Below are 15566 nucleotides of genomic sequence, written 5' to 3'. Positions count from 1 at the left end.
GGGAATTTTCCCGGGCCCGGCGCGTCGCTCACGGAAATGCGTCCGGCAGCGCGGACGGTATATTCCGGCCGCCCGTTCCGACGGTGCAATTCCGGCCTCGAAGACGATCTTCCGGCCCAACCGCCGTACGCCAGAAGGAGATTCCGCATATGCGCCAGGCCGGTGTGCCCAGCGGTGCGTCCGACACGACGGTGATGACGGGCGCCACCGGCTTCCTCGGATCGCACCTTCTCGCGCGGCTGTTGCGCTCGGACGCCACCGGGCGCGTGGTGTGCCTCGTACGGCAGGAACCGCCCGTCGCCTCGGCCCGGCTGCGGGCCGCGCTGCGTGCGACAGGCGTGCCGGTCACGGACGCGCAGGCGGAGCGGATCGTGCCGGTCCGGGCCGACCTCACCCATCACCGACTCGGTCTGGACCGCGGCACGTACGAGGATCTGGCGGCCCGCACCTCCGCCGTCTGGCACGCGGCGGCCGTCATCCGGCTGGAGGCGGGTCCCGCGGAGCTGGACCGCGTCAACGTCGACGGGACCCGGCACGTCCTCGACTTCGCGGCGGCCTCGGCACACCGCCCGCGCGTGCTGCACGTCAGCACGGCGTACGTGGCGGGCAGCCGCCGGCACGGCCATGTCGCGGAGGGCGAACTCGACGGCTCGGCGGGCTTTCTGACGGAGTACGAGCGGTCCAAGTTCCGCGCGGAGGAGCTGGTCCGCGAGTGCTCGGCGCGCAGCGGTACGCGGGTGACGGTGTTCCGGCCCAGCGTGCTCTGCGACGACCGGCCGGCCCGGTCCGGCGGCCCGTACGGTCCGCACACGGTGCTGGCTGCCCGGCTGGCGCGGCTCGGCCGCTGGCTGTCGGGCCCGACCGCCGGGCGGCTCGGCCTGTCGTCCGGCGGGGTGACCGTGGCGCACGTGCCGGGCGACCCGGAGGCGAGGCTGAACGTGCTGCCGGTGCAGAGCGCCGCCGACACGATGACGCACCTCGCCCGGCGGCAGGAGGGAGACGGGGTGACGACGTATCACGTGGTGCATCCCCACGAGACGCCCGTGCAGAGCCTGCTCGACGCGATGACGTACCACGCGCCGTGGCTGCGGGTCCGGATCGCGCCCGAAGGGGGCGTCCCGCAGGGCGAGTTGGAGGACCTGCTGATCCGGCAGAGCGCGGGCGTGTCCGCGTACGCGCGCCTGCACCGCACCTACGACAGGTCACGGAGCACGGCGCTCGCGGCGCCGGAGCCGCCCGCGCTGGACTCCGCCTACCTGCGCGCCAGCTTCGCGCCACCGGTCGCGGGCTGACGGGGCCCGGACGGCGCGCACACCCGGCGGACATCACACGGCGGGGCGCGGGGGCGCGGCCCGTGCCCCGCCCCTGCCGTGTCCACAGCGGTGACCGGTATGCGGACACCTGTGCGGTTGCCTCAGGCACGTTGCTTACCATTCCGCGGAACATCTGGTTCCGTTCCGCATCGGAAGGCCCCCGTGAGCTCCACCCCTCCCCCGTCCGCCGCGCCCGAGGAGATATCACCTCCCGCGGCGTCGTCCCCCGAGGCGGCCTCCCCGGAGACGGCGTCCGGCACGGTACTGATCCGTTCCGCTGCCGACGTCTCCGATCTGGTCAACTCGGGGACGGCGCGCGGCCGGCACGCCCGCATGATCGTGATCATCGCGCTCGGCGGGATCTTCCTCGACGCGTACGACCTGAGCTCCCTGGCGTACGGGCTGCCGGACATCACGAAACAGTTCGGCCTCAGCTCCGCCATGGCGGGCATGGTCACCGCGTCGATCAGCGTCGGCTCGCTGGTGGGCGCCCTCATCGGCGGCTGGCTGGTCGACCGCATCGGCCGCTACCGGGTGTTCATGGCGAACATGCTGTTCTTCGTCGTCACCGCGCTGGTCTGCGCGGTGGCGCAGGACGTGTGGACGCTCACCGCGGCGCGCTTCGTGATGGGCATCGGCGTCGGCATGGACATCCCGGTCGCCATCGCGTTCCTCGCCGAGTTCTCCCGGCTGCGCGGCAAGGGCAGCAAGGGCTCGCGCACGGCCGCCTGGTCGCCCGCCTGGTACGCCGCCACCAGCGGCTGCTACCTCGTGATCATGCTGCTGTACTTCCTGCTGCCGGAAGCCCAGTTGGGCTGGCTGTGGCGGTTCACCGTCGGCTTCGGCGCGGTGCCCGCGCTGATCGTGCTGCTGCTGCGCCGGCGCTATATGAACGAGTCCCCCACCTGGGCCGCCGACCAGGGCGATCTGGAGGGCGCGGCGAAGATCCTGCGGCAGTCGTACGGTGTGGACGCGCGCGTCGCCGACGATGTCCCCGCCCGGGCGGCCCGCCCGCCGCGCCCCGGACTGGCCGCGTACGCCCGGCTGTTCGCCCGGCCCTACCGGGCCCGCACCGTCCAGTCGGTGACGGTCGGCGTGGCCGAGACCTTCGGCTACAACGCGGTCGCGTTCGGGCTGCCGATCATCATCGCCACGCTGATGACGCAGGGTCCGCTGACCACGATCGCCTCCTCCTTCGCGCTGAACCTCGTCTTCGCGCTGACCGGCGGGCTGCTCGGCATCCGCTGGGCGTCGACAAAGGGCGCCTGGCCGATGATGACGCTGGGCTTCGCGATCCAGCTCGTCGCCATCGCGGTGCTCGGGTTCATCGGGGAACCGTCCGGCACGGCGGTCGTGACCGCGGGGATCCTGATGCTCGGCGCCTTCATGTTCGCGCAGGGCTTCGGCCCCGGCGCGCACATCATGAGCTACGCCTCGCTGGGCTTCCCGACGTCGATGCGCGGGGTGAGCATCGGCTTCAACCAGGCGGTGCTGCGGCTCGGTTCGACGCTGGCGCTGTTCTTCTTCCCCGTCCTCAGCAGCGGTCTGGGCACGGACGTGTACTGGGTCATCCTGGTGGCTCCCGTCCTCGGCCTGGTCGCGCTGCTCGTGAAGCGCTGGGAGCCGGTCGGCTTCGACGCGGACGCGGAGGAACGGGAGCTCAGGGCGCCGGAGACGGCCCGGAGCTGACCCCAGGAAAGGCCGCCGGATCCCGTCAGCACGCTGCCCTTGTCCTCCACCCGGAAGTGGAGGACAAGGGCAGTCGCATGCGGTCTCTGCCGGTTGGCCGGCCTCCTCCTTACGTCTCGGCCCCGGTCCGCCGCGTCGTGGCCGCGCAGGCGAGCCCGAGGCAGAAGGTGACGGCACCGATGACGATGTTGTTCCAGATCACCCCGGTGTCGGGCGCGGTGCCGACGATCCAGGGCGAGAGCGCCATCCACACGCCCATGGCGCACATCGCCCAGCTCAGCCCGTACATGCGTGCCGGGGAGAGAGTGAAGCCGAGTGCCATGAGGGCGATGGCCGCCCCGATGATGAAGTTGTGCGTCACGAGGTCGGGCTGACTGCCCGTGAAGTGCACAACCCAGGGGGAAATGGCGCAGTACAGGCCGATGAGGAACACCGGTCCGTCCACGAACGCCACATCCCGGCCGCCCAGCATGCGCGCATACCGGGCCTGCATTTCTGATACGTCGGGGTGACCTGCGAGATCGCCCCTGTGGTGAGAGACGTCGGCCATGCGACTCGCCCCCTTCGGACGGAGAAAGAACGCTCTGAGGCCTTCGTCCTTATTGTCCTCCCGAAGGCGGTGAACCGGTAGAGCTGCGGGACTCCTGTGCTTTCTGGTTCCGGGTACGCAGTGGTCCGGCCTCGGCGGAGTGCCGGTAGCCGTACCAGGCGTAGACGAGCAGCCCGAGCACCATCCAGGCGGAGAACCGCAGCCAGGTCACCGGGTCGAGATTGCCGATCAGCCACAGCGAGAACGCCACCCCGACGAGCGGCACGAACGGCACCAGCGGCGTACGGAACGACCGGGGCAGGTCGGGCCGCGTACGGCGGAGCACGACGACGGCGACCGCGACGACGATGAACGCCGCCAGGATGCCGATGTTCGTCAGATCGGCCGCCTCCCGGATGGGGAGGAAGCCCGCGATGACGGCGGAGCCGATGCCGACCGGCCAGATGACCCGGGTCGGTACGTGCCGCCGCGGGTGGTTCCGGGCGAACCAGCGCGGCAGCAGCCCGTCCCGGCTCATCGAGTACCAGACGCGGGAAACCGCCAGCATGTTGGCGAAGGCGGAAGTCGTGATGCCGATGACGGCGCCGATCGCGACGACCATGCCGAGCCCGGCAAGCCCCACATCGGCCAGCGCGGTGGAGAACGGGCTCCGTACGTCGATCTCCCGGTAGTCCTGCATGCCCAGCAGCACGGCACACACCAGCAGATAGATCACCGCGGCGATGCCGAGGGAGATCACGATCGCCTTCGGCAGCACCTTCTTCGCCTCGGCGCTCTCCTCCGCCGCCGCGCTCATCGCGTCGTAGCCGTAGACCGCGAAGAACGTCGTGGCGGCGCCCGTCACCGCGCCGCCGATGCCGAACGGCAGGAAGGGCGTGTAGTTCCCGGCGGAGATGTGGAAGGCGCCGGCGACGACGACCAGCGCCACGATGCCGATCTTGATGACGACCAGGATCGTCTCGAACCGGGCCGACTCCTTCGTACCGCGGGACAGCACGAACGCCAGCAGCAGACACAGCAGTCCGGCGAAGAGATCGACCCGGTGGCCCGGGCCGGTGCCGGGCGCGCCGAGCATCCACGCGGGCAGGTCGATGCCCACCTGGAGCAGGATGTACGAGAGATAGCCGGACACCGAGATGGCGACGACCGCGACGATCGCCGTGTATTCCAGCAGCAGATCCCAGCCGATGGCCCAGCCGACGATCTCGCCGAGCGCGGCGTACGAGTACGTGTAGGCGGATCCGGCCTTCGGGATGGTGCCGGCGAACTCCGCGTAGCACAGGGCCGCCGCGCTGCTGGCGATGATCGCCAGCGCGAAGGAGAGCATCACGCCGGGCCCGGCGTCCTCGTGGGCGACGACTCCGGCGAGCGAGAACACCCCGGCGCCGACGAGTCCGCCGAGGCTGAGCGCGACGAGCTGCCACAGGCCCATGGTGCGGCGCAGCCCGCCGGTCTCCTCCTCCTCGGAGGAGTCCACGGGCTTCAGGCGGAACACCCCGGACCGGGACAGCAGTCCGCCCGGGCGGTCCTCGGGCCCTGCAGGCGCTGCGGAACCGCGGTCTGTCGGTTGCGTACGGGACATCGGGCCCCCTCAGAGGACGAACCCGTGCGGGAACGGGTCGGCGGGGTCGAGGAGTTGGTTCGCCGTACCGGTGATCCACGCCCGTCCGGAGAACTCGGGCAGCACCGCGCCCGGCACGCCCGTGCTGTCGTCGGTCCCGGTGAGGCGGCCGGTGAAGCGGGTGCCGATGAACGACTCGTTCACGAACTCGGTGTGCAGCGGCAGTTCGCCCCGCGCGTGCAGCTGCGCCATGCGCGCGCAGGTGCCGGTGCCGCACGGCGAACGGTCGAACCAGCCGGGGTGGATGGCCATGGCGTTGCGCGAGTGCTTCGCGTCGGAGCCCGGCGCGATGAACTGCACGTGCTTGCAGCCGTTGATGAGCGGATCGCCGGGATGCGCGGGGCGGTTCTGCTCGTTGACGGCCTCCATGATCGCGAGACCCGCCTTGAGGATCTCGTCCTTGCGGCCCCGGTCGTACGGCAGCCCGGTCCGGTCCAGATCGACGATGGCGTAGAAGTTGCCGCCGTACGCCATGTCGTACGGGATCGCGCCCAGTCCCGGAACGTCCACGGACGCGTCCAACTGGAGCGCGAACGCGGGCACGTTGCGCAGGGTGACCTCTTCGGCGACGCCGTCCCGTACGCGCACCCGGGCCTCCACGAGACCGGCCGGCGTGTCGAGACGGACGGTGGTCTCCGGCTCGGACACCTCGACCATGCCCGTCTCCACCAGCACCGTCGCCACGCCCACCGTGCCGTGCCCGCACATCGGAAGGAAGCCGCTCACCTCGATGTAGAGCACGCCGAAGTCCGCGTCGGGGCGGGTCGGCGGCTGCAGGATCGCGCCGCTCATGGCGGGGTGCCCGCGCGGCTCGTCGACGAGGAACCGCCGCAGCTCGTCGAGGTGTTCGACGGCGTACCGGCGTCGCTCCGCCATCGTGGCGCCCGGAACCGGCGCCACTCCCCCGGTGACGACACGGGTGGGCATGCCCTCGGTGTGCGAGTCGACACAGCTGATCGTCCGCAGCGAGCGCATCAGAGCACCGCCGCCGAACGCTTCGTGAGCGCGGCGACGGCACGGTCCATGTCCGCGTCCACTTGGGCGAGTTGGTCCGGTGACAGCGGGCCGCGCGGCGGCCTGCACGGTCCGCCCGTGCGGCCGACTCTCTCCATGCCGCGCTTGATGGCCTGTACGAACTCGGTACGCGAATCCCAGCGGAACGCGGCCACGAGCGGCTCGTACAGCGCCCTCGCCTCCTCCAGCCGGCCGTCCAGCGCCAGCCGGTACAGCTCCGCCGACTCGGCCGGGAACACGTTCGGGAAACCGGCGAACCAGCCGCGGGCGCCCATCAGCAGACTCTCCAGCACGACGTCGTCCGCGCCGCTGATCACGTCCACGCCCGGCGCGCGCTCCCGGATCTCCAGCACGCGGCGGACGTCGCCCGAGAACTCCTTCACCGCGACGACGTTGTCGATCGCGGCGATCTCCGCGAGCACGCCGGGCGTCATGTCGACCTTGGTGTCGATGGGGTTGTTGTACGCCATGACCGGCAGCCCGACGGCGGCGACGGCCTCGAAGTGCGCGATCACCTCCCGGGGGTTGGCGCGGTACATGGTCGGCGGCAGACACAGCACGCCGTCCGCCCCGTCCTCGGCCGCCGCCTCCGCCCAGCGCACCGCCTGATGCGAACCGACGCCGTGCACCCCGACGATGACGCTGCCCGCGCCGTCCACCGCGTCGATCGCGGTACGGGCCACGGTGCGGCGCTCCTCGTCCGTCAACGACGAGTACTCCCCCAACGACCCGTTCGGCCCGACCCCGTCACACCCGTTCGCCACGACCCACCGGCAGTGCGCGGCGTACGCGTCGTAATCGACAGCGAGACCGGCGGGAGCGCCGGCGTCCTCCCGATACGGAAGAGCGGTCGCCACAACGACCCCACCAAGGGGATGATCACTACTACTCATGCTCAGCGCTCCTTCACTAGAGAACCACGAGGTGTGGGCGGCGTTCCGCCCAGAGGGCGGAACGGGCGGGCACACCGGACCGCACCCGCGCAGGGTTCGCACCCCGCACCCAACAGAGGCGCACGCCGTGAGGGGCCGTCACGTCGGCGGCTCCGCCGCCAGTTCGGCCAGGCGTATCGGGTGGGCCAACGGCCGCTGGTGCGGGCCGGGCGGGGCCGGCGCGCCGAGGTGGGTCGAGAGTTCGGCGACCGTCGGCCCGCACACACGCCCCTGACACACCCCCATCCCCGCCCGGGAAGCCAGCTTCGTGACCCGCGCATCCGCACCCCCCGGCGCGGCGACAGCCGCACAAAGCGCCCCGTAGGACGTCCCCTCACAGCGGCAGACGACCGTGTCGGACCGCAGCCAGCCCGGCCACGCCGAACCCGTCGGGTGCGCCGCGGCCAGCCGGCGGCCGAACGCGCGCCCCTGATCGCGGCTGCGCCGCAACGCCCGCAACGCCCGCAGCCGCGAAGCCGACGCGTCGCCGCCGCCCGCGATCCACCCCGCGAGCGCGCCCTCCGCGCGAGCGGCCGGCGCGCCGGCGATGCCGGTGATCTCGCCCGCCGCGTACACGCCGGGGCAGCTCGTGCGCTGGTCGTCGTCGACGGCGACGAACACGTCGGCCGGCCCCGACGCGCCCGCCCCGTCGCCGCCCCGCAGCGCGCAGCCCGCCGCGACGGGCAGTTCCAGCTGCGGGGTGAAGCCGTGGCCGACGCACACCGCGTCGGCGGGGACGGTCCGTTCGGTGCCGGGGATCACCGACCAGTCGGCGCGCAGCCGCGCGGTGACCGCCTCTTCCACCTGCCCGTCGCCGCGCGCCTCGATCACGGCGCGCCCCGTACGGACCGGGACGCGGTGGCGGGCCAACAGGGCGGCGTAGCCGAGGAGTTCGGTCCCCTTGCCGAGCTGCGCGGCGAGCTCCCAGCCGCGGCGGCCCCAGCCTCGGGCGAGCGTGGCGGGCGTGTTGGCCTCCAGAAGTTCCGTGACGCTCGCCCCGGCCTCCAGCAGGGACGCCGCGACGGGCAGCAGGAACGGGCCCGTACCGGCGACGATCACCCTGTCGCCGATCACCACCCGCTCGCCCTTCGCGAGGGCCTGCGCCGCGCCCGCGGTGAACACGCCGGGCAGGTCCCAGCCCGGGAACGGCAGCACCCGGTCGTGGGCGCCCGCGGCGAGGACCAGCGCGTCGGGGTGCAGCACCTGCCGTTCCCGGCCCGTTCCGTCGGCCGGGCCCCGCAGCAGGTGGACGAGCGGCGGGCCCGCGGGCTCCCCCTCCTGTGTGCGTTCCAGTGCCCAGACGGCCGTCTCGGGACGCCAGTCGCAGCGCGGATGGCCGAGCACCCGCTGCCGCCGCCGGTCGAACGCGTCCCAGCCGTGGTGCAGTTCACCGGGCCGCTCCGCCTCGTACGCGGCGGGCAGCATGCGGTGGAACTGGCCGCCGGGGCGGGGCGCCGAGTCCACGAGCGTCACCCGCGCGCCGGCCGCGAGCGCGGCGTCGGCTGCCGCCAGCCCGCCGGGGCCCGCACCGACGACAAGTACGTGACGTGCCGTCATATCTCCTCCTGCGGCAGGGTTTCCGATGCCGTGGACTGCGTTTCCGGTGCCCGGGACCGGGTTTCCGGCGCCCGCGACTGCGTGGTGAGCACGTCCCCGTCGCGGGCCGGCCTGCGGCAAGCGCGCACGTCGCGCTCGGCGTTGACGGTGACGAGGCAGTCGGAGCAGGCGCCGATTCCGCAGAACACGCCGCGCGGGGCGCCGGAGGGGCCGCGCCGCCAGGAGAGCCGCCCCGAGGCGAGCAGCACCCCGGCGAGGCTCTGGCCCTCGATGCCGGACAGGGGCTCGCCGTCGACGGTGACGGTGAGGGGCCGGTCGCGCCGCCGGACGCGGTCGGCGCCGGAGCCGACGATCCTCGGACTCATGTGTGCGCTCCTCTCTCGGGTACGTGCGGCTACGCGGGGTCCCAACTGCCCACCACGGCGGGCCTGTCGGCGCGGAACGGCGCCGTGTCGATCTCCGGTGCGCGCTCCAGGAGCAGGTCGGCCAGGAGGCGCGCGGTGCCCACGGAGAGGCCGATGCCGGCCCCTTCGTGTCCGGTGGCGTGCCACAGTCCGGCGAGCCGCGGATCGCCGCCGATGACGGGCAGATGGTCGGGTACGTACGGCCGGAATCCGCCGTACGCGCGCATCACCGGGACGCCGGACAGACTGGGGAACAGCCGCAGCGCCTTGCGCGCGACGGCGGACAGCACGCCGGGGCGGAGCCGCTCGTCGAAGCCGACGCGGCGGCGGGAGGAGCCGATGAGGACGCTGCCGCCGTGCGTCGACTCGACCACGGCCGAGGTCTGCAAGTCCTCCGCGCTGCTGCCGACCGCGCCCACGTAGTCGGCGTCGTAGACCTTGTGGAAGACGGTGGGCGGCAGGGGGGTGGTGACGAGGACGTCGCCGCGCCGGGGCTGTACGTCGACGGGTGCGCCGAGCCGCGCGGACAGTTCGCCCGCCCAGGGGCCCGCGGCGTTCACGAAGGCGTCCGCTTCCAGGCGTTCGCCGCCCGCCAGCCGGACGGCGGCGAGCCGTCCGCCGCGCAGGTCCGCGCCGGTCACCTCGCGGCCGGTACGCAGCCGGGCGCCGCCGGCGAGGGCGTCGCCGAGCAGTGCCGCGGCCGCTCCCGCGGGCTGCACCTGGGCGTCCTCGGGGTAGTACAGCGCGGCCGAGTGGTCCTTGGTGACGAAGGGCTCGGCCTCCGCCACCTCGGCGGGGCCCAATGCGTCGGCCTGCACGCCCGCTTCGCGCTGGCCGGCACCGAAGGCGGTGAGCGCGTCGGCGCCCTCGTCGGTGGTGGCGAGGACGAGACCGCCCTTGGGGTCCCACTCCGCCTGCCGGACGCGGCGTGCGTGTTCCGGCCCCCGCCCGGCGGCCGCGGCGAGCACCTCGGGCCACAACCTGCGGGAGAGCTGGGCCAGTTGGAGCTCCGCTCCGGGGCCCTTGTCGGAGACGAGGACGTTCCCCTCGCCGTGCGAGGTGGTCGCGGAGGCGGCGCCGTGCCGGTCGACGAGGACCACGTCGGCCCCGGCCCGGGTGAGTTCACTCGCGCAGGCGGCGCCGATGATTCCGGCGCCGAGGATCGCCACGCGCATTCCGTTCATGGAACCCCCTGCGTTCTCTTTACCGAACGCCCAGAGGTTATGAGCGGCCCTGAACCGTGTCAACGGTCACACCGTCATTCGCTCTGCCGAACACCTGGGCCCCGCAGGCGAGTTGCGGCGCAAGCGTGCCGGTCAGTGCCGGAGGAGGGGCTGCTCCCCCTGTCCGGGGCGGTAGTGCAGCAGCAGCACCGAGCGCACGGTGCCGTCCAGCGCCTCGTACGCGTGCGGCCGCGTGGCGTCGAACGCGACGTAGTCGCCGGGGCCCAGCTCCACCTCCTGCCCGTCCACGGTCACGCCGAGCCGGCCCTCCTGCACCACCGTGTGCTCGCGGCCGACGTGCCCGAGGGAGTCCTGCCGGCAGTCGGCGCGCACCTGTTGGTCGTAGACCTCGACGATGAGGTCGCCCGCCTCGATACGCTGCAGCGGACGCAGATCCACCCCCTCGCCGCTGAGCACCTCGACCTCCGCGCCGCGGACCACGGTCAGATCGTCGACGGCCCGCCGCTCCAACAGGTCGGAGATCGGCATCTCCAGCGCGCGGGACAGGCTGAACACGGTCTCGATCGTGGGGTTCCCGGTGCCCGACTCCAGCTGCGACAGTGTCGCCTTGCTGATCCGCGACATCCGCGCCAGCTCCGAGAGCGACAGTTCCTTCCGGGTCCGCGCCTTGCGCAGATTGGCCGCCAACATGTCCCGGATCGGGCCGTCTTGGGGACTCACGGACACTCCTCCCACCCAGATGTTCCGTTCGCTATAACGTACACCGCGCCACTGTCGACCGTTCGTTGTACCGAACGGCCGAGGATGCCCCCGCCTGCCGCCGGCACCCGCTCCGTACGGGCGCGCCGGGCCGCCGTTGTCGGAGGGCCCGGCTAGCGTGTGCCGCAACCGCCGCGGCCGCGGGAGCCGACGGGCGGCACCGGCAGAGAGGCGACGCCCATGGCCACCGCAGACGACGTCCGGACGGCCGCGCTCGCGCTGCCGGAGACGGCGGAGAAGCTCGCGTGGGGGATGCCGACGTTCCGGGTGGGCGGGAAGATCTTCGCGTCGCTGGACGACGACGATGCGGCGGTCGGCGTCAAGTGCCCCAGGGAGGAGCGCGACGAGCTGATCCTCGCCGAGCCGGAGAAGTTCTTCGTCCGCGAGGGGCACGACGACAACTTCGCGTGGGTGCGGGTGCGGCTCGCGGCCCTGGAGGATCTCGCGGAACTGCGCGCGATCCTCGCCGACTCCTGGCGCCAGGCCGCACCCCGCAAGGTGGCGCACGCACACCCCGAGGTGGGCGGCGCGGGCGCGTGAGCCGGGAAGCGCCCCGGTGTGACGGAGCAGTGCAGTCGGCGGGCGGGAAGGGCGCCGTACGACTCCGAGTCGTTCACGCCATGTCCCTGATCTTTACATCACATTCTCGTGCGAGCCCTGTGTCACTGGCTACACTCGCGCCCCATGCGGACCACGAATCGGGGTAACTGGCCTCCGCCACAGCGGAATTGCCAGATATTCGTCGACCCAGCAGGCCGACGCAGAAAGATCTTCCGGTGGGCGGCCCTGGTGATCGGATGCGCATGCGCCGGGTATCTGCTCCTCACCGCCGTCGTGCTGGGAGGCATGGAGCAGCCCGCGGGGAAGGCGCCGCCCACGACGACGGCCCCTGGCGGGGCCCCTGACCGGTGAGCCCACGGCATGCGCGGCATCCCGTACCGCGCGCGCACTGGCTGCTTCTGCTCATCCTGCTTCCCGCCGTGGCCGCCGCACTGCTCTTCGAGGGCTGGACCACCCACGAAGTCGACGCGGCCACGACCAAACAGACCTGTACGTCCCCCATCCCCAAGTCCGCGGACACCGGTGAACCGGTGCTGCGGCTCGACGGCAGCTCGGTGGAGACCGCCGGGATGCCCGCCCGTACCGTCGCGCTGACCTTCGACGGCGGGCCCGACCCGGTGTGGACCCCGCGCATGCTCGACCTGCTGCGCTCACACCGCGCGCACGCCACGTTCTTCCTCAACGGCAGCCGTGCGGCCCGCTATCCGGATCTGGTGCGCCGGATCCGGGCCGAGGGCCACGAGATCGGCTCGAACACGTACACCGGCGCCGACCTGGGCACGTCCTCCCGCCTCCGCTCCCGTATGGAGCTGTCCCTGACCCAGACGGCTCTGGCGGGCACGGCGGGGGTGCACACCCGGATGCTGCGCATGCCGCACACCACGGCCGTGGACACGATGTGCGGGCCCGAGTGGCACGCGGCCGAACGCGCCGCAGCGGAGGGCTACTTGCTGGTCGCGGCCGACCATCCGCGCCGCAGGGCAGCGCAGGGCCTGATCCGCCAGTACAACAGCACCGGCAGCGGCTTCCGTGCCGCACAGCGGATGCTCGGGCATCCGGCCGTCGACAAATTCACCACCGTGACGGGCGGCCTGGGGCGGCCCTCGGTGGACACCCCCGTGTCCACCGTGCGCCGCGTCCAGGGCAAGGCGCTGGTGTGGGCGCAGTCCGCCGGGCACACTTTCGCGCACACCATGGCCTGGGTGCTGGGCATCGCCGGGGCGTTGGGCGTGCTGCGGCTGATGCTGCTCGTCGTGTTCGCCCGTGCCCACGTACGCCGCACGCACCGGTTCCGGCCGGGCGCGCCCTGGTTGCGGGAGGTCACCGATCCGGTGACGGTGCTCGTGCCCGCGTACAACGAGGAGGCGGGCATCGAGGCCACGGTGCGCTCGCTGCTGGCCTCCACGCACGGCGCGCTGCAGATCGTCGTGATCGACGACGGTTCCACGGATGCCACGGCGCAGATCGCCGGGCGGATCCCGGACGGGCGGGTGACGGTCGTCCGGCAGGTCAACGCGGGCAAGGCGGCCGCGCTCAACACCGGCCTGGGCCACGCCCGTCACGACATCGTGGTGATGGTCGACGCCGACACGGTCTTCGACCCGCACGCGCTGTACCGGCTCGTGCAGCCGCTCGCCCATCCGGCCGTCGGCGCGGTCAGCGGCAACACGAAGGTCGGCAACCGGCGCCGGCTGCTGGGCAAGTGGCAGCACCTGGAGTACGTCCTCGGCTTCAACCTCGACCGGCGCATGTTCGAGGTGCTGGAGTGCATGACGACGGTGCCGGGCGCCATCGGCGCGTTCCGCAGGGACGCGCTGATGGGCGTGGGCGGCGTCAGCGAGGACACCCTCGCCGAGGACACCGACCTGACGATGGCCCTGTGGCGGGCCGGCTGGCGGGTCGTGTACGAGGAGTCGGCGCTGGCGTGGACCGAAGTGCCGGAGACGCTGGGCCAGTTGTGGCGCCAGCGGTACCGGTGGTGCTACGGCACGCTCCAGTCCATGTGGAAGCACCGCTCGGCCGTGACGGAGCTGGGCCCTGCGGGCCGGTTCGGCCGGCGGGGGCTGACGTACCTCGCGCTGTTCCAGGTCGCGCTGCCGCTGCTGGCGCCGGTCGTGGACGTGTTCGCCGTGTACGGCGTGCTGTTCCTCGGCTCGGGGCAGGCCGTCGCGGTGTGGCTCAGCTTCCTCCTCGTCCAGCTGGTCACGGCCGGCTACGGCCTGCGGCTGGACCGGGAGCCGCTGCGGGCGCTGTGGTGGATGCCGCTCCAGCTGTTCGTTTACCGGCAGTTGATGTATCTGGTGGTGATCCAGTCCGTCGTCACGGCGCTGCTCGGCACCCGTCTGCGGTGGCAGCGCATGCGGCACTCCGGCCATGCGGCCGAACAACTCCTCCGTCAGCCGTTCCGGCACCAGGGCCCCGTCGAGGGTTCCGGTGCCGAGGGGCGGGTGCTCGGAGGTTCTGTTGCGGGAGGTCCTGTGGGGGGTCCTTTCGTCGATGATCCTGTCGTCGAAGCGAGCAAGGGACGTGGACCATGACCACATGGCCGCCCGGCTGGTCAGCGGAGGACCGGCACGGCACCCGAACACCCCACACCACCCCCGTCGCCGGGCCGCCCCGGCACGTCGGGGACGGCCCTCCCCCGGAGGCGCCCCGGCAGCCCGGTGCGTACGGGGCCCCCGAGGCGTACCGCCATCCCGGCACGCACCAGCCCGAGCCGTACGGTCCCGACGTGCCGCCGCCCGACGCGTCTCAGCAGCCCGTCGCGTACGCGGCCCCCGAGGCGTACCGGCCCGCGCCGCCTCCGCCGCCCGTCCGGCGGACGCGGAAGGGCGCCAGGCGCCGCCCGCGGCCCCGGCGTTGGGGCCGGAGGATCCTGACCGTCGTGCTCTGCGCGCTCCTCGCCTCGGGGGCCGGCACCTTCGTGTGGGCGGACACCCGGCTCAACCGGACCGTCGACCTGACCGCCGTCCCCGGCCGGGACACCCTCCCGGGCAAGGGCACCAACTATCTGATCGTGGGCTCCGACAGCCGCTCGGGACTGTCCCAGCGGGCCCGGAAGGACCTGCACACCGGCTCGGCCGGGGGCCGGCGCACGGACTCGATGATCCTGCTGCACACGGGCGCGCACGGGGCCACGATGATGAGTCTGCCGCGCGACTCATGGGTGACCGTCCCGCGCTATCTGCGCACCCAGACGGGCAAGCGGTACGGCCCGGCGCCCAACAAGCTGAACGCCGCGTTCGCCATCGGCGGGCCCGAGCTCCTCGTTCGTACCGTCGAGCACAACACGCGGCTGCGCATCGACCACTACGCGGAAGTCGGCTTCGCCGGCTTCGTGAACATCGTCGACTCCGTCGGCGGCGTACGGATGTGCCTGGACCGCGACATCCGGGACCGTAAGTCCGGCACCGATCTGCGGCGGGGCTGCCAGCGGCTGAACGGCGCCCAGTCCCTCGCCTTCGTCCGCCAGCGCCACCAGGAGGCCGACGGCGATCTGGGCCGCACCCGGAACCAGCAGCGGCTGCTGTCCGCGCTGGCCCAACAGGCCGCGGCCCCGGGCACGATGCTCGATCCGTCGAAGCTGTACACGACGGCGGGCGCGGGCCTCGACACGCTCATCGTCGACAAGGACATGAGCCTGCACACCCTCACGTCGCTCTTCCGCGCCATGGAGAGCGTCGCGGGCGGCACCAGCCGCCGGATCAACGTCCCCGTCACGGGCCGCGGGCTGCAGACCGACAAGGGCAGCGCGGTCCAGTGGGACAGGCCGCGTGCCGAACGGCTCTTCGCCCAACTCCGCGAGGACCGGCCGGTGTCCACCTCGCGCTGAGCGGTACGCGGGGACGCCCGCGGGAACCGCCCGCCTCGTGTGTACCGCGCTCGGGGCGGGCGGGTGCGGTTCGTCCTGTGGCCGGGTTCTCGCGCAGTTCCCCGCGCCCCTTGTGGTGCGCCGTTCCCCGCGCGCCCTTGGGGTGCGCAA

At 72.7% G+C, this 15566-nt stretch carries 13 protein-coding genes; 5 read left to right on the top strand and 8 right to left on the bottom strand.

The window, feature by feature from the left end; all coding sequences use genetic code 11:
- The first annotated feature begins 149 nt into the window (after positions 1-149).
- Both AC3AGO_RS27795 and AC3AGO_RS27790 read left to right on the top strand, forming a co-directional pair.
- Positions 150-1292 (top strand): SDR family oxidoreductase, encoded by a 1143-nt coding sequence (locus AC3AGO_RS27795; RefSeq protein WP_487822975.1) that lies wholly within the window; start codon positions 150-152, stop codon positions 1290-1292.
- A gap of 183 nt (positions 1293-1475) precedes the next feature.
- Positions 1476-3002: an MFS transporter gene (locus tag AC3AGO_RS27790; protein WP_487822974.1), complete on the top strand. Its 1527-nt coding sequence runs from the start codon at positions 1476-1478 to the stop codon at positions 3000-3002.
- 109 nt (positions 3003-3111) lie between these two features.
- Here the strand turns inward: AC3AGO_RS27790 and AC3AGO_RS27785 are convergent, their stop codons facing one another.
- The 8 genes from AC3AGO_RS27785 to AC3AGO_RS27750 form a co-directional block, all read right to left on the bottom strand.
- Positions 3112-3552, bottom strand: coding sequence for an SPW repeat protein (locus AC3AGO_RS27785; protein WP_487822973.1), 441 nt, complete (start codon positions 3550-3552; stop codon positions 3112-3114).
- Positions 3553-3601: 49 nt separating this feature from the next.
- On the bottom strand, positions 3602-5134 hold the full coding sequence (locus tag AC3AGO_RS27780; protein WP_487822972.1) for an amino acid permease: 1533 nt from the start codon (positions 5132-5134) through the stop codon (positions 3602-3604).
- 9 nt (positions 5135-5143) lie between these two features.
- Positions 5144-6148, bottom strand: coding sequence for a proline racemase family protein (locus tag AC3AGO_RS27775; protein ID WP_487822971.1), 1005 nt, complete (start codon positions 6146-6148; stop codon positions 5144-5146).
- On the bottom strand, positions 6148-7080 hold the full coding sequence (locus tag AC3AGO_RS27770; RefSeq protein WP_487822970.1) for a dihydrodipicolinate synthase family protein: 933 nt from the start codon (positions 7078-7080) through the stop codon (positions 6148-6150). Before AC3AGO_RS27770 ends, AC3AGO_RS27775 begins: the two co-directional genes overlap by 1 nt.
- A 138-nt stretch (positions 7081-7218) precedes the next feature.
- A complete protein-coding gene (locus AC3AGO_RS27765; protein ID WP_487822969.1) occupies positions 7219-8676 on the bottom strand; it encodes an FAD-dependent oxidoreductase in 1458 nt (485 codons plus the stop codon).
- Positions 8673-9041: a (2Fe-2S)-binding protein gene (locus AC3AGO_RS27760; RefSeq protein WP_487822968.1), complete on the bottom strand. Its 369-nt coding sequence runs from the start codon at positions 9039-9041 to the stop codon at positions 8673-8675. Before AC3AGO_RS27760 ends, AC3AGO_RS27765 begins: the two co-directional genes overlap by 4 nt.
- 29 nt (positions 9042-9070) lie before the next feature.
- A complete protein-coding gene (locus AC3AGO_RS27755) occupies positions 9071-10264 on the bottom strand; it encodes an NAD(P)/FAD-dependent oxidoreductase (RefSeq protein WP_487822967.1) in 1194 nt (397 codons plus the stop codon).
- Between the two features lie 132 nt (positions 10265-10396).
- Complete coding sequence (locus tag AC3AGO_RS27750) at positions 10397-10984, bottom strand: helix-turn-helix domain-containing protein (protein WP_487822966.1); 588 nt, start codon at positions 10982-10984, stop codon at positions 10397-10399.
- A 219-nt stretch (positions 10985-11203) separates the two neighbouring features.
- On the opposite strand from AC3AGO_RS27750, the gene AC3AGO_RS27745 reads away from it, so the two are divergent.
- The 3 genes from AC3AGO_RS27745 to AC3AGO_RS27735 all read left to right on the top strand — a co-directional run bounded on the left by AC3AGO_RS27745 (position 11204) and on the right by AC3AGO_RS27735 (position 15416).
- Positions 11204-11563 (top strand): MmcQ/YjbR family DNA-binding protein, encoded by a 360-nt coding sequence (locus AC3AGO_RS27745; RefSeq protein WP_487822965.1) that lies wholly within the window; start codon positions 11204-11206, stop codon positions 11561-11563.
- 368 nt (positions 11564-11931) lie between these two features.
- Positions 11932-14121 carry a bifunctional polysaccharide deacetylase/glycosyltransferase family 2 protein gene (locus tag AC3AGO_RS27740; protein WP_487822964.1) on the top strand — a complete coding sequence of 730 codons (2190 nt, stop codon included), beginning with the start codon at positions 11932-11934 and terminating at the stop codon, positions 14119-14121.
- Entirely contained in the window at positions 14118-15416 is a 1299-nt protein-coding gene (locus AC3AGO_RS27735) for an LCP family protein (RefSeq protein WP_487822963.1), read from the top strand. Before AC3AGO_RS27740 ends, AC3AGO_RS27735 begins: the two co-directional genes overlap by 4 nt.
- Positions 15417-15566: the final 150 nt, after the last annotated feature.

Source organism: Streptomyces sp. BL1, assembly GCF_057628045.1.
This window is presented reverse-complemented; position numbering and strand designations above follow the sequence as displayed.

What these genes read in the sequence shown, in the direction of transcription:
- AC3AGO_RS27765 (WP_487822969.1), bottom strand. Translation starts at nt 8,676, where the DNA reads ATGACGGCACGTCACGTACTTGTCGTCGGTGCGGGCCCCGGCGGGCTG.
- AC3AGO_RS27760 (WP_487822968.1), bottom strand. Translation starts at nt 9,041, where the DNA reads ATGAGTCCGAGGATCGTCGGCTCCGGCGCCGACCGCGTCCGGCGGCGC.
- AC3AGO_RS27780 (WP_487822972.1), bottom strand. Translation starts at nt 5,134, where the DNA reads ATGTCCCGTACGCAACCGACAGACCGCGGTTCCGCAGCGCCTGCAGGG.
- AC3AGO_RS27745 (WP_487822965.1), top strand. Translation starts at nt 11,204, where the DNA reads ATGGCCACCGCAGACGACGTCCGGACGGCCGCGCTCGCGCTGCCGGAG.
- AC3AGO_RS27775 (WP_487822971.1), bottom strand. Translation starts at nt 6,148, where the DNA reads ATGCGCTCGCTGCGGACGATCAGCTGTGTCGACTCGCACACCGAGGGC.
- AC3AGO_RS27785 (WP_487822973.1), bottom strand. Translation starts at nt 3,552, where the DNA reads ATGGCCGACGTCTCTCACCACAGGGGCGATCTCGCAGGTCACCCCGAC.
- AC3AGO_RS27735 (WP_487822963.1), top strand. Translation starts at nt 14,118, where the DNA reads ATGACCACATGGCCGCCCGGCTGGTCAGCGGAGGACCGGCACGGCACC.
- AC3AGO_RS27755 (WP_487822967.1), bottom strand. Translation starts at nt 10,264, where the DNA reads ATGAACGGAATGCGCGTGGCGATCCTCGGCGCCGGAATCATCGGCGCC.
- AC3AGO_RS27770 (WP_487822970.1), bottom strand. Translation starts at nt 7,080, where the DNA reads ATGAGTAGTAGTGATCATCCCCTTGGTGGGGTCGTTGTGGCGACCGCT.
- AC3AGO_RS27795 (WP_487822975.1), top strand. Translation starts at nt 150, where the DNA reads ATGCGCCAGGCCGGTGTGCCCAGCGGTGCGTCCGACACGACGGTGATG.